Origin of the sequence: Microbacterium sp. LMC-P-041 (assembly GCF_030209555.1) — a bacterium.
Classification (GTDB): domain Bacteria; phylum Actinomycetota; class Actinomycetes; order Actinomycetales; family Microbacteriaceae; genus Microbacterium.
On record NZ_JARVRV010000001.1, the window covers coordinates 549,900 to 567,325 of the forward strand.

The following is a 17,426-nucleotide window of genomic DNA, read 5'->3' on the forward strand; positions in this document are numbered from 1 at the left end:
ATGTACATCCTCCTCGCTCTCGTCGGGGCGTGCGCGCTCGGCATCGCGGCCCACTACATGATCGGTGGGCGGGAGTTGCGCGGGGTCGCTCTCACCCCCGCTGTCGCCACGGCCCTCGCGGCCGTCGTCTACACCGGCCTGCAGTGGCTCGGCGTGGGCGAGGACAGCATCTGGCTATGGCTCGCGAGCGTCGTGGGCTCCGTCGGCATCGCGGCAGTCGCCACCGTCGCGATCGTCGCGTCGCGCCGACGCAGCGATGCCGCGGCCAAGGCGGCGCTCGGCATCTGATGCCGTCGGCCGGGTCCGTCGGCTAGGAGGCGAGACCCATCGCATCCATGCGGCGTGCGTGCGCGCCCATCAGCTCGGTGTAGACCAATTCGACGCGGTCCTCGCTCATAGCGGCGAGCTCGGGCTGACGCAGCGCGGACCGGCACACCAGGATCGTGTCCCCCACGAGCCGGCGCGCCCACATCGAGAGCAGCGACCGCCACTCGCCGTCGCCGTCGATCGTCTCCTGGATGATGGCGACGATCTCGTGTCGCGCGTCGTCCTCGGAGAGGATCTCCGCGACCCTCTCCCCCGTGTCGCCGTAGCTCGAGGCGAGTGCGAAGTAGAAGTCGTCGAGCATCCCTGCCGTGATGTAGACGGCGAGGAGAGTCTCCCGCGGACGCGCGCCGATGGTCTTGCGCCGGAAGGCGTCGAGGTTCTCCCGGAACGGGAGCATGAGCTGCGTCGGATCGTCTCCGCGCTCCGCGATGAGTTCGACGATCGCCCGATGCTTGGTGAGCGCAGCACCGGCTGCCCGGGAGAGCGCCTCCTTCTCGGAGAGCTCCGGAGTCGCCCTGATCAGCCGCGTGAGCGTCTCGAAGTACCCCAGCTGGAGGTACGCCGCCTGTCCCAGGAATCGCGGCAGCTCCGGCGCGAGTTCGGCGAAGTCGACCCGCGTCGCCGCTCCTTGATCGCCCCGACTGCGCAACGTCATCGTGCGCCGGGGCGTCCTACGCTTCCAGAACCAGTTCACCACGGGGTTCACACTACCCGGGGGACGCGATATTCCCGGGCGTCGCCACCCCCTCGGGTAGGCTGTCCCTGTCCCCGCCGTCGGAGCGGGGCCCGCGCCTGTGGCACAAGAGACGGCGTGGATCCGTGAACATGGCGATCCTCGCAGGTCGCCGGACAGGCATCTGAACATTGACAACCTTCGCTGATCTCGGAATCGATCAGGACATCATCGACGCTCTCGCCTCCAAGGGCATCGTCGACGCATTCCCGATCCAGGAGCAGACCATCCCCCTCGGCCTTCCGGGCCAGGACATCATCGGCCAGGCCAAGACCGGAACAGGCAAGACGTTCGGCTTCGGCATCCCCGTGGTGCAGCGGCTCGGCCTCGACCCCGAGCACGGCGTCAAGGCGCTCATCGTGGTGCCGACGCGCGAGCTCGCGGTGCAGGTGTACGAGGACATCGACCTGTTGACGAGCAACCGCTCCACCAGCGTCGTCGCGATCTACGGCGGCAAGGCATACGAGGGCCAGATCGACCAGCTCAAGGCGGGCGCCCAGATCGTCGTCGGCACGCCCGGTCGCCTGATCGACCTCGCCGGCCAGCGTCTGCTCGACCTCTCCAACGCGACCGAGGTCGTGCTCGACGAGGCCGACAAGATGCTCGACCTCGGATTCCTCGCGGACATCGAGAAGATCTTCCAGAAGGTCCCGGCCGTCCGTCACACCCAGCTGTTCTCCGCGACCATGCCCGGACCGATCGTCGCGCTGGCTCGTCGGTTCATGACGAACCCGATCCACATCCGCGCGACCGACCCCGACGAGGGTCTCACGCAGGCGAACATCAAGCACCTGGTGTACCGCGCCCACTCGCTCGACAAGGACGAGATCATCGCCCGCATCCTCCAGGCGGAGGGTCGCGGCAAGACGGTGATCTTCACCCGTACCAAGCGCGCCGCGCAGCGCCTCGTCGACGAGCTCAGCGACCGCGGCTTCAACGTCGGCGGCGTGCACGGCGACATGGGACAGGACCAGCGCGAGCGGTCGATGGCCGCGTTCAAGGCCGGCAAGCGCGACGTCCTCGTCGCGACCGATGTCGCCGCCCGCGGCATCGACGTCGACGATGTCACGCACGTCATCAACCACACCATCCCCGACGAGGACAAGACGTACCTGCACCGCGCCGGTCGCACCGGCCGTGCGGGCAAGACCGGCATCGCCGTGACCTTCGTCGACTGGGAGGACCTGCACAAGTGGGCGCTGATCAACCGCGCCCTCGAATTCGGGCAGCCCGACCCGGTCGAGACCTACTCCTCGAGCCCGCACCTGTTCAGTGACCTCGACATCCCCGCAGGCACCAAGGGCCGTCTCGTCTCGGCTCCCAAGACCCAGTCGGTGAAGACCGAGCGCGCACCGCGCCCCGAGCGTGCGGCCGATGCCGCGGCCGAGGGCACGGATGAGGGCGGCACCCGCCGTCGTCGGCGTCGTCGGGGCGGCTCGACCCCGGTGGGCTCGACGTTCGCCGAGGGCGCTGCCGACGCATCACCCGGAGACTCTCAGTCCTCGCCGTCAGCGGACCGCGGCGCCGAGGGCGCCGGCACCCACGACGGCGCAGGCAAGGAGCACCACGACGGCAAGCCGGCCCCGGCCCGTCGTCGCCGTCGTCGCCGCGGGGGTTCGGGCGGCGCGGGAGCGGCTCCGGTCGTCGGAGCCTGATCGACTCCACCTCAGGGACTCACAGAGGGGCGGATGCTGCAGCTGCGGCATCCGCCCCTCTGCCGTCCCGGCGTCAGGCGTAGCGGGGCGCGGAGCCGGTCGCGCGCTCGATCAGTCGCTCCACCATCTCGTCTGATGTGGTGTTCTCGCCCGGCAGATTGGGTTTCCCGGTGCCGTGATAGTCGCTCGAGCCGGTGACGATGAGATCGTGCTTCGCGGCGATCGCGTGCAGCGTCTTCCGGCCTGCCGCGGTGTTCTCCCGATGATCGATCTCGAAACCGCCCAGGCCTGCGGCGATGAGCTGCTCGATGAACGGCACGGGCATCATGTGGTCGCGGCCGATCGTGGCAGGGTGCGCGATGATCGCCACCCCTCCGGCCTCGGTGATCAGACGCACTGCCGTGAGCGGGTCGGGCGCGTAGTGGGGCTCGTAGTAACCCTCTCTGGGGTGCAGAATCCCGTCGAACGCCTCGGTGCGGTCGCGCACGATTCCCCGGGCCACAAGGGCATCGGCGATGTGCGGACGGCCGACCGTCGCGTCGAGAGTGGTCTGGGCGAGGACATCGTCCCAGTCGAGGTCGTAGTCACGACCGATGCTGCGGACGATCCGCTCGGCACGACCGATCCGGTCGCCTCTGATGCGATCGGTCTCGGATCCGAGCGCCTCGTCGAGCGGATCGAAGAGGTAGCCCAGCACGTGCACACTGCGCCACTCGTGTTTCGCGGAGAGTTCCATGCCGGGGATGAACGTCATCCCGAGCTCGGCCGTCGCCGCCGCCGCCTCGTCCCACCCCGTCGTGCGATCGTGATCGGTCAGCGCCATCGTGCGCACCCCGAACCGGTGTGCCTGGCGCACGACATCGCCGGGCGACTCCGTTCCGTCCGAGTGGTTCGAGTGCATGTGCAGGTCGGACGGACCGGCGAAACGGCGGGATCGAGCGGTGGCCATGCTCCGAGCGTACCGACGACCGTGGACGTCGGCCGCGCACGCCTGTCGCTCTAGGGACTTCACAGAGAGGACTTCTAGGCTGAAGAGGATGTTTCGACTACTGGGGATCCTCGTCACCGTGCTGCTCGCGATCGCGACGGCCGTCGTCGTCTGGCCGCAGTTCTTCCATCTCGAGCAGACCTATCCGTTCGCGCAGATCGTCGCCGCCCGCGGCGTGGTCCTGGCGGCATTCCTCCTCGTCGCGGCCGTTTCGCTGCTGCTCCTGCTCGCGAAGCCGTTGCGCGGCTTCGCGGCATCCGTGCTGATCGTCGCCCTGCTCGGCGCCGGTGCGACGGGAGTCATCGGCTTCATGCGCGGGTTCGGCGCGGACACGCTCCCCGCCGCCACCGATTCGAGCATCCGGGTGCTCACCTGGAACACGGCCGGCGACGAGGTGTCCGCCGAGGAGATCGCGCGGGAGATCCTCGAGCGTGGCGCTGACGTCGTCGCATTGCCCGAGACCACCGAAGAGGTGGGCGAGCAGATCGCCGTGCTGCTGCGCGATCAGGATCACCCCATGTGGGTGCACCATGTGCAGTTCAAGCCCGACGTCGTCGACGGCCCCAAGTCCTGGCACACGACCGTCCTCGTCTCCCCCGACCTCGGCGAGTACTCCGTGATCGAGTCGTCCGAGGACGGCTCCAACAACACCGGCTCGGTGCCCAGCGCGGTGCTGATGCCGGTCGATGGCGAGGGTCCGACGATCGTCGCGGTGCACGCCGTCGCGCCCCGGATGGAGGACATGGCGCAGTGGCAGAGCGACCTGCGCTGGATCGCCGACCAGTGCCCCGAGGGGAACTTCATCCTCGCGGGTGACTTCAACGCGACGATCGACCACATGGCGGGGCTCGGCGTCGACGGCGGCGACATGGGGTACTGCCGCGACGGCGCGAGCCGCTCCGGCAACGGATTCAGCGGCACATGGCCGAGCTCGCTGCCGGCGCTGCTGAGCACCCCGATCGACCACGTCATGGCGTCGCCGAGCTGGTCCACGACGGGTTCCGTCGTGATCGGCGGCTCGGGAAGCGACCACCGCGGTCTCGTGGTGCAGCTCGAACCCGCAGGCTGACATGCCGTGGCCGTCGCTCAGGTGACAGACTGGAGGGATGAGCACCGCTGAGCGCGACACGATCGCAGAGCCCACGACCGAGACTCCCGCCGAGACGACCACCACGAATCGGAAGCAGCCCTTCCCCCGCGGATTCCTCGACACGATCTCGACCGGATGGGCGGAGCGCCCCGAGTCGATCCCCGCGCCGCGAGCGCAGGCGCCGTTCGCCGCCGTGCGCCGCGCCGCCCTGTCCGCTGCCTTCCCCGGCAAGCGACTCGTCATCCCTGCCGGTTCGCTCAAGCAGCGCAGCAACGACACCGACTACCCGTACCGTGCGCATTCGGCCTTCGCACACCTCACGGGATGGGCTTCGGATGCCGAGCCCGACTCGATCCTCGTGTTCGAGCCGGCCGAGTCCGGCCACGATGTGACGCTGTACTTCCGGGAGCGCGCCGATCGCACCACCACGGAGTTCTATGCGGACGCCACGGTCGGTGAATTCTGGATCGGCCCTCGCCCGTCTCTCGCCGGCGTCGCGGCAGACCTCGACATCGCGACCGACCACCTCGAGAGGTTCTCGGCCGCCGAGGGAGAGCTCGTGCTCGACGAGGACGACGACCTCACCCGCTTCGTCTCGGAGCTGCGGCTCGTGAAGGACGAGTACGAGATCGCCGAGATGCGCCGAGCGGTGGACATCACCGCGCAGGGATTCGAGGACGTCATCCGTTCACTGCCCGACGCGATCGCTCATGCTCGCGGCGAGCGCGTCGTCGAGGGCGTCTTCCACCGCCGCGCGCGCGAAGACGGCAACGGCGAGGGGTACGACACGATCGCCGCATCGGGTCCCCATGCCTGCTACCTGCACTGGACCCGCAACGATGGCACGGTCGTGCCGGGAGACCTCATCCTCGTCGACGCGGGCGTCGAAGCGGACAGCCTGTACACCGCGGACATCACCCGCACGCTCCCCGTCTCCGGAACCTTCACCGAGGTGCAGCGCCGGGTGTACGAGACGGTGCGCGAGGCCGCTGATGCCGCGTTCGCCGCGGCTCGAATCGGGGTGCGCTTCCGCGAGGTCCACGAGGCGGCCATGCGCGTCATCGCCGCGCGCGTCGCCGAATGGGGAATGCTCCCCGTGAGCGCACAGGAGGCGCTGGACGGCGACACCGGCGGGCAGCACCGCCGCTACATGGTGCACGGCACGTCGCACCACCTCGGCATCGACGTCCATGACTGCGCTCAGGCCCGGCGTGAGATGTACTACGACGGCATCCTCGCCCCGGGAATGGTCTTCACGATCGAACCCGGCCTCTACTTCCAGATCGACGACCTCACCGTTCCCGAGGAGTACCGGGGTATCGGTGTGCGAATCGAGGACGACATCCTGATGACCGAGGACGGCCCGGTGAACCTCTCGGCGGACATCCCGCGCACGGCGGACGAGGTCGAAGCCTGGATCGCACGAGTCCAGCACTGACCTCACGGATGCACGAGGGCGAGCTCGCACTCACGGACGATCGCGCTGCGCGGCTGATCGCGCAGACGTTCCCCGAGCTCGCCCACCTGCCGATCGAGCGCGTCCGCTCGACGGGCACGGTGAACACGATCTTCCGGATCGGCGACGACCTCGCGGCACGGTTCCCGCTCGTCGCAGAATCGCGCGATGTCCTCGGCGCCGAGGCCGCGGCGATGGCTGAGCTCGCCGACGTCTGCGCCGTGCCGGCGACGCGGCCTGTCGGACTCGCCGCGGCGACCGAGGAGCATCCGTCTGCCTGGTCGATCCAGACCTGGTTGGCGGGTGTCGCCGCGACCCCCGCCGGCCACGCATCGTCGGAGTCGCTCGTCTCGGACGTCTCCGGGCTGATCGCTGCGCTGCGGTCGACCGAGACCCGCGGACGGAACTTCGACGGGCGCGGCCGCGGTGGTGTTCTCCGCGACCACGACGAGTGGGTCGCGCTCTGCATCGAGCGCAGCGCGCACCAGGTCGATCCTGATCGCGTGGATCGACTCTGGAGCTCGCTGCGCGACGCGCCCCGCGAGGGTGCGGACGTCATGAGCCACCGGGACCTCACGCCGTTCAACCTGCTGGTGGCCGACGATCGTCTCGTCGGTGTCCTCGACGGCGGGGGCTTCGGCCCTGCCGACCCTGCGCTCGATCTCGTCGCCGCGTGGCATCTGTTCGACGCTCGGGGGCGGTCCGTCGTGCGTGACCGTCTGCGCGTCTCCGACAGCGAGTGGCAGCGAGGAGCAGCCTGGGCGCTGCAGCAGGCGATGGGCCTCGTCTGGTACTACGAGTCCTCGAACCCTGCCATGAGCGGTCTGGGACGGTCGACGATGAGGCGTCTGCTCGACGATCCGGACCTCGCGAACCTCTGAGCGATCATGGCGTCGCCGTCTGCGATGCCTGCCGCCCTCGATATACGGCGGTGCGGAGCTCGACGGCCCAGACATCGGCGGTCGGCATGTCGAGCGATTCGGCGACGGCGATCTCGGCCTCGACGTCGTAGGGCACGCGCACGAACTGGATCCCGAAGGGATCGTCCGCCGACTGTCCTCCTTCGAGGATCACGTAGGACGGAACGGGTGTGTCGAGCGGGTTCCCGACGCTTCCGACGTTGAACAGCGTACGTCCGTCGTTCGATTCGATGTAGGCGTCGTGGATGTCGGCGTAGCCCACCACATCGGGCAGCGGGCCGTCGCCGGTCATCTCCGTCGCCTCGAACATCGCGGAGAACTGCTCGGGCGTGTGGGCGAAGTGCACGCGGACGTGCGGGCTCTGCGCCGACGCGTGGAACAGGCGGATCCGATGACCGCTGAGGACCAGATCGACACTCAGCGGAAGCGACCGGAGCCACGCCCTGCTCGGCGCCGACAGCTCATCTCGCCACCACAGCATCTCGGACGGCCCGTCGTCGGGGATGGTCGGCAGGAAGTCGTCCCAGTTGCCGCGGACGTTCACCTCGCACACGTCGCGGCAGCGCCGCACGGCGTCCTCGCCTCGTGGCCCCTTGCCCGCCGTGTCTCCGAGGTTGACGATGCGGGCGATGCCCCTGCGATGGATGTCGGCGAGCACCGCCTCGAGAGCGGTCAGGTTTCCGTGGACATCGGAGATCAGGGCGACGCGTTCGAGACTCACCCTGCCATGCTGTCAGGGCCGGACGAACTCCGCGACGATCGGCGCGAGCGACGCGCCGATGTCGGATGCCGCACGCTTGCGCCCCTTCACCTCGAAGGTGTGACCGCCACCCTCGATCCAGACGACGCGGGCGTCCTGACACGTGGAGACGACGTCATCGAACTGTGTCAGAGGTTGGATGAAGGGGTCGTTCGTGCCCTCGATGAACAGCTGCGGCGCAGCGACCGCCGGCAGGTGCTCAGCTCTCGGCTTCTCCGGTCTGCCCGGAGCGTGCAGCGGGTAGCCGAGGTAGACGAGACCGTCGACCGCCAGTCCCTCGGCCACGGCCATCGATGCCATGCGTCCGCCGTAGGACTTGCCTGTGGCCCAGATGGCGGCCTCCGCGTCGAGATCGCGCGCGAAGGCCACCGCCGCGTTCCACGTCGCGATCGCGTGCGCCGGAGGCCCCGGCATCCTGCGCCCCTGCTCCACGTAGGGGAAGTTGAACCGCAGGGTGGAGAATCCCCGGTCCGAGAGCGCATCCGAGAATCCCACGAGGAATGGATGGTCCTTGCCCGCACCGGCGCCGTGGGCGATCAGGACTGTCGCGCCGTTGTCTCCGGGCGCCCAGTCGGCAGAGACCGTCGTCACCCCGGAGGGCAGCTCGACAGGGATCTCGATCATCAGGCCCGCAGGTACGGGATGGCGAACGGCACGCGCATGACCTTGCCGCTCGACGCACGCACCATGCCCACGATCACGAGCACGACGTGCAGCACCGAGAGCGCGAAATAGAGCGTGATGGGGATGCCGAGCGGGTAGAAGCCGGTGGTCGGCGAATCGGAGGTCAGCGCGAAGAGCAGCACGAAGTGCGTGACCAGGAGCACCGTGGAGACCAGAAGGTACGTCAGCCCCCAGTTCAGCGCAGCGCGAGCGTTCTCACGCGCGACCCCGCCGTATCGACGGGACGCCCCGCCGCTCACGGCCATGGCGAGTCCGGACGCGAGTCCGCCGACGAACGGGAACGGGATGAGGATCAGCAGGCCCAGTGCCCACGGAAGCAGACCCCGCGGGGGGACGGCCGCAGGGTAGGCGCCGACGGGGTACCCCTGTACGGGGTAGGCCGGCGGCGCGTAGCCCGGTGCCGATTGCTGCGGCGCGTAGCCCGGCGCCTGAGGCGGCGCATACCCCGGGGCCTGGGGTGCCGCATACCCCGGGGCCTGCGGCGGTGCGTACCCGGAGCCCTGCGGCGGTGCGTACGCGGAGCCCTGGGGCGGTGCGTAGCCGTGCGACTGCTGCGGGGCTGAGCCGGGCGCCGGCGGCGGGGCGTACGGGTTCAGCGGACGGGCCGGCGCCGCGGGCTGCTGCCCGTCAGGGAAGGGCGGAACGGGAGGCACGGGCGGCGGTGCGGGCTGCGCCGATCGCTCGGACGGGGTCGACGGATCGCGGGGTGCGTCTGACATCAGGCGGGCTCCGCAGACTTCGGAGGAACCCCCGCGCCACCGGTCCCGGGCGCCGCGGGAGACGGCGGCTCCGGATCCGCGGGCCTCGGCGGGACGGCCGGCTCTGCAGGCGGAGTCTCACCGCCGCCCAGCGGCGGTGTCGGCTCGCTGCCGGGAGTCGGATCGGCTCCGGGCGTCGGCTCTTCGGGCGTCGGCTGTGTCGTTGTCGTCGGCTGTCCGGCCGGTTCGTGCGCGCCGGGGGTGATGCGCTCGCCGTACCGCGGCGGCTCGTCGAGGTTCACCGGTGCCCGCGCCGGTGCCGGCGTGGCCGCACCCAGGGCGAGACGGGCCTTCGCGAGCGAAGCGGCCTGGACGCGGACCTCGTAGTGATCGGCCGCGAACTGCGTGACGCTCGCGAAGTCGCGGCGTCGCCGCACGATCGCATACGTGACGAGGCTCAGAAGCATCCCGAGTGCGACGCCGATGAAGACGAATCCGACGAACAGCTGGATCGGAACCTCCGGGTTGCCGATCACGAGGATCGCAGAGAGGAAGAGACCGATGAGCACGCCGTTGATCGCTCCCGATCGGGCGGCTGCCGCATAGCCCAGACGCCCGGTGATGCGCTCGACCGTCCGGACGCTCTGTCCGATGATCGCGATGTCCCGGGCAGGCACCTCCTGGGCGATCAGTTTCGACACCGTCTTCTGGGCGCCTTCGTAATCGCGTGTGGAGGCGACGATCTCGCCCTCATCGCGGCTGTCGGCTGGACGGTTCAGCATGCTCATCCCGCCATTGTTCCATGCCTTGTGGTGACAGGGCCGGGAGTGTGTCGTGCAGCGGTGCCGCCGGGGGCCACCCCTGCGACACCGGCGACTACGCTGGACGAGTGAGCACACAACGGGTATTCGCCGCGCGCCTTGCTGGCTGCGCCGTCTTCGACCCCGTGGGCGACCGGCTCGGCAAAGTCCGTGATGTCGTCATCGTGTACCGAAGTACGGGTGCTCCCCGCGTCATCGGCCTCGTCGTCGAGATCCCCGGGCGCAGACAGGTCTTCCTCTCCATCGGACGGGTGACGTCGATCCGCGCGGGCCAGGTGATCAGCACCGGTCTCATCAATGTGCGCCGATTCTCACCGCGCGCCGGCGAGGTGCGCGTTCTCGCCGAGCTCCTCGGGCGTCGGGTGAGCCTCGTCGACGGCAGCGGCACCGCCGTGATCGAAGACGTCGCCATCGAGCCGAACCGCATCGGGGAATGGGCGATCAGTCAGCTCTTCCTGCGTCGACCGAAGACCAGCGCCTCTCCGTTCGCGAAGGGACCGACCACGTTCGCAGCCTGGAGCGAGGTCGCCGAGCAGCACTCCCCCGGCGAGTCCCAGTCGGCCGAGCAGCTCGTCGCGTCGTACTCGGAGCTCCACGCAGCCGACCTCGCGAACACCCTGCTCGACCTCCCCCAGCAGCGCATGATCGAGGTGGCCGAGGAGCTCTCGGACGACCGCCTGGCCGATGCCCTGGAGGAGATGCCCGAAGACGAGCAGGTGCATATCCTCGATCGACTCGGCGACGAGCGCGCCGCCGACATCCTCGACCAGATGGAACCGGACGACGCCGCGGACCTCCTCGCGCAGCTTCCGCCGAATCGTCTCGAGCAGCTGCTCGAGCTGATGGAGCCCGAAGAGGCCGAGGACGTCAGGATGCTGCTCCGTTACGGCCCCGACACGGCCGGTGGACTCATGACGCCCGAGCCGATCATCCTGTCGGCCGACGCGACAGTGGCCGAGGCGCTCGCCCTCATCCGGCGCCACGAGCTGCACCCCGCCCTTGCAGCCGCGGTCTTCGTGACCCTGCCGCCGTTCGAGACGCCGACCGGTCGGCTGCTCGGCATGGTGCACTTCCAGCGGATGCTGCGCTACCCGCCGCACGAACGTCTCGGGGCCATCATGGACGACAGCCTCGAGCCGGTGCGGGTCACCGCGTCCGCCGCTGAGGTCGCCAGGATGCTGGCGAGCTACGACCTCGTCTCGCTCCCCGTGATCGATGCCGCCCACCGACTGGTCGGCGCGATCAGCATCGACGACGTCCTCGACTACCTGCTGCCCGATGACTGGCGCACGCACGACAGCGACGAGCCGACGGTCTCCAAGGAGGTGCGCTGATGCCCCGCTCCCGCTCGCGCTCGCCTCGGCTCGACGCACCCCTGGGCCGCGGCACCTCCCGCCAGCGCTCGACGTCGCGTGATCGCTTCGGCCGTTTCACCGAGTGGGTCGCCCGCGCCATGGGCACCCCCGCGTTCCTGCTGATCCTCACTCTGTTCTGTGTGCTCTGGATCTGCTGGAACACACTGCTGCCCGACCACCTGCGCTTCGATGACGCGGCGCTCGGTTTCACGGCCCTCACCCTCATGCTCTCGCTGCAGGCGTCGTACGCGGCCCCTCTGATCCTTCTCGCGCAGAACCGCCAGGACGACCGTGACCGAGTGCAGATCGAACAGGATCGTCAGCGGGCCGAGCGCAACCTCGCCGACACCGAGTACCTCGCCCGTGAGATCGTCGCGCTGCGGATGTCGCTCGAGGAGCGCAACAACCAGGTCGTGACCCGCGATGTGCTGCGGCAGGAGCTCAAGTCGCTGCTCGCCGAGCTCGGAGACCATGACGACGAGCCGGTCGAGCGACGCCCCCGCGGCCGCGCCGCATCATCATGAGCACCGCTGATTCCGTGCAGGCGGCCGTAGCCGCGGTCACAGATCCCGAGCTGCGACGCCCCATCGGCGATCTCGACATGGTCAGGGAGATCGACGTCGATGGTCCGCGCGCGCACGTCGCGATCGTCCTCACGATCGTCGGCTGCCCGGCTGCCGCCCGCATCGAATCGGACGTCCGCGCGGCCGCCGCCTCCGTGCCGGGGATCACCGAGGTGGACGTCGAGGTCGGTGTCATGACGCCCACCGAGCGCAAGGCGCTCACCGAGAAGCTGCGCGACGGCCGGCCGCCGCGCCAGATGCCCTTCGGCCCGGACTCGCTCACGCGGGTGATCCTCGTCTCCAGCGGCAAGGGCGGGGTCGGCAAGTCCACGGTGACGGCGAACCTCGCGGTCGCACTCGCCGCGCAGGGTCTCGCAGTCGGTCTCGTCGACGCCGATGTGCACGGCTTCTCGATCCCCGGGCTCCTCGGCATCCCCGCGGGGACACAGCCCACGCGCATCGATGACCTCATGCTCCCGCCCGTCGCCCACGGAGTGAAGACGATCTCCATCGGCATGTTCCTGCGCGACGGCGAGGCCGTGGTGGCCTGGCGCGGTCCGATGCTGCACCGCACAGTGCAGCAGTTCCTGACGGACGTGTTCTTCGGCGACCTCGACATCCTGCTGATCGACATGCCCCCCGGCACCGGCGACATCGCGATCTCGATCGGGCAGCTGTTGCCGCACGCCGAGGTGCTCGTCGTGACGACCCCGCAGGCGGCCGCATCCGACGTGGCGATCCGCAGCGGGCTGGTGGCGCGTCAGACCGGTCAGCGGGTGATCGGCGTGGTCGAGAACATGGGCGCGCTCACCCTGCCGGACGGCACCGTGATAGACCTGTTCGGCTCGGGTGGAGGTGCCGCCGTCGCAGAGGCGCTGTCCGAGACGCAGTCCGTCCCACTGCTGGCGTCGATCCCGCTCAGCCCCGCGCTGCGCTCCGGAGGCGACGACGGTGTGCCGGTCGTCCTGAGCGACGGCGCCGATGCGGCGGCGACGGCGATCCGTGATCTGGCCCGCACTCTCGCCGGACAGGGGCGCGGACTCGCCGGCCGGTCGCTTCCCATGAATGTCGGATAGGCCCGACCATGACTGTCACCGTCGATGAGCGGTTGCTTCGGGGAATGGCTCGAGATGCGGCGGTCTACGCGCTCACTCGTCCTGCGGCGATCGTGATGTGGATCGCCCTCGCTGCAGCGCTCGCGCTGAGCATCCTGAATCTGAGCGCGACCGGAGGCAACCCGGGGCTGTCGGGTCTGCTCCCCGTCGCGAGCATCGGTCTGATGGTCTATGCCGTCGTGATGACGATCGTCGGAGCACGGCGTGCCGTGCATTCGGCGACCCCGCCAGGCACCGTCGTCTGGGTGCGACTGGGCGACACTGCCCTGCACATCGGCGCGGGGCATCGCTCGTCCGACATCGACTACAGCACCTTCCAGAGCGTGCGAGCAGGCGCTGACGCGGTACTGCTCAAGCTGCGTGGCGCGTCGGCGATCACCGCCATCCCCCGGTCACTGGTGACGGACGACGACCTCGCCACGCTGCGCGCGCGCATCGGCTGAGCCTTCGCAGCGGAGCTCCGCCGGGCGGAGACTCGGGCTATGTCGCTTCGGAATCGTACGGCGGAGGACTCGCGACCGAGAACTCCGGTCGCACCCTCGCCGTCCGCACCGGTTTCACCGTCGGCTCCGCAACGACTGCCTCCGCACGGGCGGGACCGGGCGCAGCGTCGTCTTCGAAGAGCGCGTCGCGGATGATGCGCCGGGGGTCGTACTGCCGTGGATCGAGTTTGCGCCAGTCGACGTCGTCGATCTCGGGACCCATCTCGTCGCGGACACGCGATTTGGTGTCGCGGAGGAACTCGCCGGCGCGCCGAGCGAGCTTGGCGACGCTCTCGGCGTAGCGGGGCAGCCGCTCCGGTCCGATGAGAAGCACAGCGATCAGACCGATGAGCAGCAGCTTCTCGAAGGTGATCCCGAACTGCATCTGTCCAGGCTACCGCCGCGCCTGCCGTTGTGCCGCGCACCGAGCGCATACCCTGGGAGAACACATATCTCAGTCGGGAGAATCAGGCAATGAGCGAGAACGATGCGAATGCACGTTTCATCCGCGAGTCCATCGCGGAGCCGTCGCCGATCGCCCGCGCGCGTGCGCACGCCATCGAACTCGGCGCGTCGCCGATCAGCGCGGCCGTCGGCTCGCAGATCGCCGTGCTGGCCGCCGCGACCGGTGCCAGATCGATCGTCGAGATCGGCACGGGCGCCGGAGTCTCGGGTCTCTGGCTGCTGCGCGGCGCGCCGCAGGCGGTGCTGACCTCGATCGACAACGAGCCCGAGCACCTCGCCGCCGCCCGTCAGGCCTTCTCCGACGCACGCGTCCCCGCGACGAAGGCGCGTTTCATCACAGGTCGCGCGGCCGACGTGCTGCCCCGCATGAACGAGGCGTCATACGACATCGTGCTGGTCGATGCCGACCCCGAGAACGTCATCGACTACGTCGAGCATGGCCTGCGGCTGGTGCGTCGAGGCGGAATGGTTCTCGTCCCCCGCATTCTCGGAGGCGGCCGTGTCGCCGATCCGGTGCAGCGCGACGAGGTGACCTCCGCCTACCGCTCGCTCGTGCAGGAGACTCAGGAGTCATCAGCCGTGCTCGCGACCGTCTCTGCCTCCGGCGAGGGGCTGCTGCAGCTGATCAGCGTCGGCGAGAGCTGAGCCGAACACCGTCGTGAACGGACGGAAGAGGGCGACGGATCATCGATCCGTCGCCCTCTTCGTGAATCCGCGTGCGCGAATTCGAGTTCGATCAGGCGGGCGTCACGACGGCTGCCAGCACGTCGTGAAGCTCCTTCGCCTCTGCGTCGTTCACGGAGACGACCAAACGGCCGCCGCCTTCGAGCGGGACGCGCACGATGATGAGTCGCCCTTCTTTCACGGCCTCCATGGGTCCGTCTCCGGTCCTCGGCTTCATCGCTGCCATCGTGGGCTCCTTTTCCTCCGGTGGTATGCGATCAGTTTATCGGGTGTTACCGGAACCTGGATGTCCCCTATGAAGAAATGCATCAAGCCTTAACATTCACGGCACCTGCCAGAAGGTGTTCCCCAGGGCGTAGATGTGGAATATCCACAGCCACTGCCCCAGCAGGCAGACGGCCAGGACCCCGAGCCGCCAGACGCGCGAGCGCGGCACCGCGAGTGCTCCCCAGATCGGGCTCACGGGCAGCAGCAGCCGGAAGGTGCTCGACTGAGGGAAGAACACCGCGAGCAGGTAGAGGAGGTAACTCGCGCTCCACAGCCGCAGGTCGGGACCCAGCGCACGCACCTGCGGAACGTAGAGCAGGGCGGCACCCGCTGCCACCATCAGGAGCGCGACGGCGACAGGCCCCCACGAGCCGGGGAGTCCCCACTGACCGAACCAGAACTGGGATGCCTGGACCCACCCTTCGAAAGGCACGAACCCGTCGACACCGCCCACGAGCCAGTTGCGACGCCAAGAGAGCTCGGTCGCCAGGTACGCACCGGGATCGCCGGTCACGACACCGGCGATGACCTGCCACGAGAAGCCCGCGACCGTGGCGAGTGCGCCGAGCGCCACGATGTGCATGATCTCCCGCGGGGCGAGCGGATCATCCCTGCGATGCCACCAGCGGAGGATGCCGTGCAGACCCAGGTACAGCGCGAACGCGAGAATCCCCGGTCTGGTGAACGCCATCACGGGGATGAGGAGATACAGCCATGCGTAGTTCCGTCGCACCGTGGCATCGAGAGCCAGGAAGAGCAGCAGCAGGAACAGGGTCTCGGCGTACCCCACCTGGAACATCGCCGCGATCGGTCCGGAGGCGAAGAACACCACCGCCCACATCGCCGCACGCGCGCCGATCCGATCGCGCAGCAATCGGTGCAGCGCGAGACAGGCGAGGTAGCCGGCCACGAATGACAGCAGGAAGGCGCCCATCCCCCACGACCCGAACACGAAGCCGATCGCCTTGGCGGCGAAGGCGAACACCGGCATGAACGCCCAGGCGTTCTCAGCGACGTCACCCGATTCGGTGAGCGGCAGATCCGAGGGGTATCCCTCTTCGGCGACGAGCCAGTACCACTGCGCGTCCCACCCGACGATGAAATCGGCGAGGCCCGGTTCTGCGCCGAACCTCGACAGCGATGTCGACTGCGTCGCCGCCGCGATCATCATCGCGGTCGTCACCGCGCGAGCGGCGAGGTAGATCAGGGCCACGCGCAGCGCCAGTGGCGCTGCGGCCCACCGGCGGGTCGCGGTCAGCGCGAGCTGAGCCATGCGCGCAGTCCTCGCTCGACGGCGTCGATCTGCGCGAGCGGCACGCGCTCCTCGTCATGGTGCGCGAGGTGCGGGTCTCCCGGTCCGTAGTTCACGGCGGGGATGCCGAGGGCGGAGAACCGAGCGACATCGGTCCAGCCGTACTTCGGGCGAGGCTCGGCGCCGACGGCGGCCACGAAGTCTTGGGCGATCGGCGCGTCGAGGCCCGGCCGCGCGCCTTCTGCGGCGTCCGTGATCTCCACGTCGAAGCCGGCGAGGAGGTTGCGGATGTGCGCTTCTGCATCTGCTGCCGACTTGCTCGGAGCGAACCGGTAGTTCACCTCGACCTCGCAGGCATCGGGGATCACGTTGCCTGCGACCCCGCCTGTGATGCGCACGGCGCTCATGCTCTCCCGATACAGGAGTCCGTCGACCGCGATCTCTCGTGCACGGTACTCGGCCAGGCGCGCGAGGATCGGGGCTGCCCGATGGATGGCGTTCTCACCGATCCACGCACGTGCCGCGTGCGCACGCACGCCGGTGGTGCGCACGATCGCGCGCATCGTGCCGTTGCAGCCACCCTCGACCTCGCCGTTGGACGGCTCGCCGAGGATCGCGAAGTCGGCCTGGAAGAGATCCGGCCGCACCGCGGCGAGGAGCGCCAGCCCGTTCTTCGAGGCCTCCACCTCTTCGTTGTCGTACCACATCCAGGTGATGTCGACCGAGGGCTCGGTGAGCTCGGCGGCGAGCTTCAGCTGCACAGCGGTGCCGCTCTTCATGTCGACGGTTCCCCGGCCCCAGATGTACTCGACGCCGTCGATCTCGACGTCCTTCGTCGGCACGTTGCCGTTGATCGGCACGGTGTCGATGTGTCCGGCGATCGCGACCCGCTGCGCTCGCCCGAGATCGGTGCGCGCGACGATCGTGTTGCCGTGGCGGATCACCTCGAGATGGGGGTACGCGGAGATCGCCTGCTCGATGGCATCCGCAAGCGCCTTCTCGTCACCCGACACGCTCGGGATGTCGCAGATCGCACGGGTCAGGTCGACGGAGGACGCGGTCAGATCGAGCATCATGCCCCCAGCCTACTTACCCCGACATCTGGACCATC

The 17,426-nt window shown here is 69.1% G+C and carries 20 protein-coding genes; 10 read left to right on the plus strand and 10 right to left on the minus strand.

What is annotated here, in order from left to right:
* Complete coding sequence (locus tag QRN21_RS02635; protein WP_056278108.1) at nt 1-288, plus strand: hypothetical protein; 288 nt, start codon at nt 1-3, stop codon at nt 286-288.
* A gap of 22 nt (nt 289-310) precedes the next feature.
* On the opposite strand, the gene QRN21_RS02640 is transcribed toward QRN21_RS02635, so the two are convergent.
* Nucleotides 311-1,024, minus strand: coding sequence for a ferritin-like fold-containing protein (locus tag QRN21_RS02640; protein WP_053095594.1), 714 nt, complete (start codon nt 1,022-1,024; stop codon nt 311-313).
* A 167-nt stretch (nt 1,025-1,191) separates the two neighbouring features.
* Between QRN21_RS02640 and QRN21_RS02645 the strand changes: the two genes are divergently transcribed.
* Nucleotides 1,192-2,715 (plus strand): DEAD/DEAH box helicase, encoded by a 1,524-nt coding sequence (locus tag QRN21_RS02645; RefSeq protein WP_053095593.1) that lies wholly within the window; start codon nt 1,192-1,194, stop codon nt 2,713-2,715.
* A 73-nt stretch (nt 2,716-2,788) separates the two neighbouring features.
* Here QRN21_RS02645 and QRN21_RS02650 read toward each other — a convergent pair whose 3' ends face one another.
* Nucleotides 2,789-3,664 (minus strand): PHP domain-containing protein, encoded by an 876-nt coding sequence (locus QRN21_RS02650; RefSeq protein WP_187249398.1) that lies wholly within the window; start codon nt 3,662-3,664, stop codon nt 2,789-2,791.
* 88 nt (nt 3,665-3,752) lie between these two features.
* Between QRN21_RS02650 and QRN21_RS02655 the strand changes: the two genes are divergently transcribed.
* From QRN21_RS02655 to QRN21_RS02665, 3 genes are read left to right on the plus strand one after another with little or no spacing between them, the layout of a single operon-like run.
* Nucleotides 3,753-4,772: an endonuclease/exonuclease/phosphatase family protein gene (locus QRN21_RS02655; RefSeq protein ID WP_285363070.1), complete on the plus strand. Its 1,020-nt coding sequence runs from the start codon at nt 3,753-3,755 to the stop codon at nt 4,770-4,772.
* A 37-nt stretch (nt 4,773-4,809) separates the two neighbouring features.
* Entirely contained in the window at nt 4,810-6,231 is a 1,422-nt protein-coding gene (locus QRN21_RS02660; RefSeq protein WP_230100661.1) for an aminopeptidase P family protein, read from the plus strand.
* Nucleotides 6,232-6,239: 8 nt separating this feature from the next.
* A complete protein-coding gene (locus QRN21_RS02665; protein ID WP_285363071.1) occupies nt 6,240-7,130 on the plus strand; it encodes a phosphotransferase in 891 nt (296 codons plus the stop codon).
* A 4-nt stretch (nt 7,131-7,134) separates the two neighbouring features.
* On the opposite strand, the gene QRN21_RS02670 is transcribed toward QRN21_RS02665, so the two are convergent.
* Genes QRN21_RS02670 through QRN21_RS02685 form a run of 4 tightly spaced genes read right to left on the minus strand, consistent with a single transcriptional unit; the run spans nt 7,135 to nt 10,099 of the window.
* Nucleotides 7,135-7,890, minus strand: coding sequence for a metallophosphoesterase family protein (locus QRN21_RS02670; protein WP_230100663.1), 756 nt, complete (start codon nt 7,888-7,890; stop codon nt 7,135-7,137).
* Between the two features lie 12 nt (nt 7,891-7,902).
* Nucleotides 7,903-8,553, minus strand: a complete 651-nt coding sequence (locus tag QRN21_RS02675; protein WP_285363072.1) for an alpha/beta hydrolase family protein — start codon at nt 8,551-8,553, stop codon at nt 7,903-7,905.
* Nucleotides 8,553-9,332 carry a DUF4870 domain-containing protein gene (locus QRN21_RS02680; RefSeq protein ID WP_285363073.1) on the minus strand — a complete coding sequence of 260 codons (780 nt, stop codon included), beginning with the start codon at nt 9,330-9,332 and terminating at the stop codon, nt 8,553-8,555. Before QRN21_RS02680 ends, QRN21_RS02675 begins: the two co-directional genes overlap by 1 nt.
* A complete protein-coding gene (locus QRN21_RS02685) occupies nt 9,332-10,099 on the minus strand; it encodes a YflT domain-containing protein (RefSeq protein WP_230100666.1) in 768 nt (255 codons plus the stop codon). Before QRN21_RS02685 ends, QRN21_RS02680 begins: the two co-directional genes overlap by 1 nt.
* Nucleotides 10,100-10,200: 101 nt before the next feature.
* Between QRN21_RS02685 and QRN21_RS02690 the strand changes: the two genes are divergently transcribed.
* From QRN21_RS02690 to QRN21_RS02705, 4 genes are read left to right on the plus strand one after another with little or no spacing between them, the layout of a single operon-like run.
* The gene (locus QRN21_RS02690; RefSeq protein ID WP_053095585.1) at nt 10,201-11,466 is read left to right on the plus strand and encodes a magnesium transporter MgtE N-terminal domain-containing protein; all 1,266 of its coding nucleotides are present in this window, start codon (nt 10,201-10,203) and stop codon (nt 11,464-11,466) included.
* Nucleotides 11,466-12,011 (plus strand): DUF1003 domain-containing protein, encoded by a 546-nt coding sequence (locus tag QRN21_RS02695; protein WP_053095584.1) that lies wholly within the window; start codon nt 11,466-11,468, stop codon nt 12,009-12,011. Before QRN21_RS02690 ends, QRN21_RS02695 begins: the two co-directional genes overlap by 1 nt.
* Nucleotides 12,008-13,126: an Mrp/NBP35 family ATP-binding protein gene (locus QRN21_RS02700; protein WP_285363074.1), complete on the plus strand. Its 1,119-nt coding sequence runs from the start codon at nt 12,008-12,010 to the stop codon at nt 13,124-13,126. Before QRN21_RS02695 ends, QRN21_RS02700 begins: the two co-directional genes overlap by 4 nt.
* Before the next feature lie 8 nt (nt 13,127-13,134).
* The gene (locus QRN21_RS02705) at nt 13,135-13,608 is read left to right on the plus strand and encodes a hypothetical protein (RefSeq protein WP_082297768.1); all 474 of its coding nucleotides are present in this window, start codon (nt 13,135-13,137) and stop codon (nt 13,606-13,608) included.
* Between the two features lie 37 nt (nt 13,609-13,645).
* Here QRN21_RS02705 and QRN21_RS02710 read toward each other — a convergent pair whose 3' ends face one another.
* Nucleotides 13,646-14,032 carry a twin-arginine translocase TatA/TatE family subunit gene (locus QRN21_RS02710; RefSeq protein ID WP_053095581.1) on the minus strand — a complete coding sequence of 129 codons (387 nt, stop codon included), beginning with the start codon at nt 14,030-14,032 and terminating at the stop codon, nt 13,646-13,648.
* A gap of 89 nt (nt 14,033-14,121) precedes the next feature.
* Between QRN21_RS02710 and QRN21_RS02715 the strand changes: the two genes are divergently transcribed.
* Nucleotides 14,122-14,757, plus strand: a complete 636-nt coding sequence (locus QRN21_RS02715) for an O-methyltransferase (protein ID WP_053095580.1) — start codon at nt 14,122-14,124, stop codon at nt 14,755-14,757.
* Between the two features lie 91 nt (nt 14,758-14,848).
* Here the strand turns inward: QRN21_RS02715 and QRN21_RS02720 are convergent, their stop codons facing one another.
* The 3 genes from QRN21_RS02720 to dapE all read right to left on the minus strand — a co-directional run bounded on the left by QRN21_RS02720 (nt 14,849) and on the right by dapE (nt 17,391).
* Complete coding sequence (locus tag QRN21_RS02720) at nt 14,849-15,022, minus strand: DUF3117 domain-containing protein (protein ID WP_067122349.1); 174 nt, start codon at nt 15,020-15,022, stop codon at nt 14,849-14,851.
* Between the two features lie 96 nt (nt 15,023-15,118).
* On the minus strand, nt 15,119-16,336 hold the full coding sequence (locus QRN21_RS02725) for a hypothetical protein (RefSeq protein WP_285363075.1): 1,218 nt from the start codon (nt 16,334-16,336) through the stop codon (nt 15,119-15,121).
* Nucleotides 16,318-17,391 (minus strand): succinyl-diaminopimelate desuccinylase, encoded by a 1,074-nt coding sequence (dapE, locus tag QRN21_RS02730; RefSeq protein ID WP_056278082.1) that lies wholly within the window; start codon nt 17,389-17,391, stop codon nt 16,318-16,320. Before dapE ends, QRN21_RS02725 begins: the two co-directional genes overlap by 19 nt.
* Between the last annotated feature and the right edge of the window lie 35 nt (nt 17,392-17,426).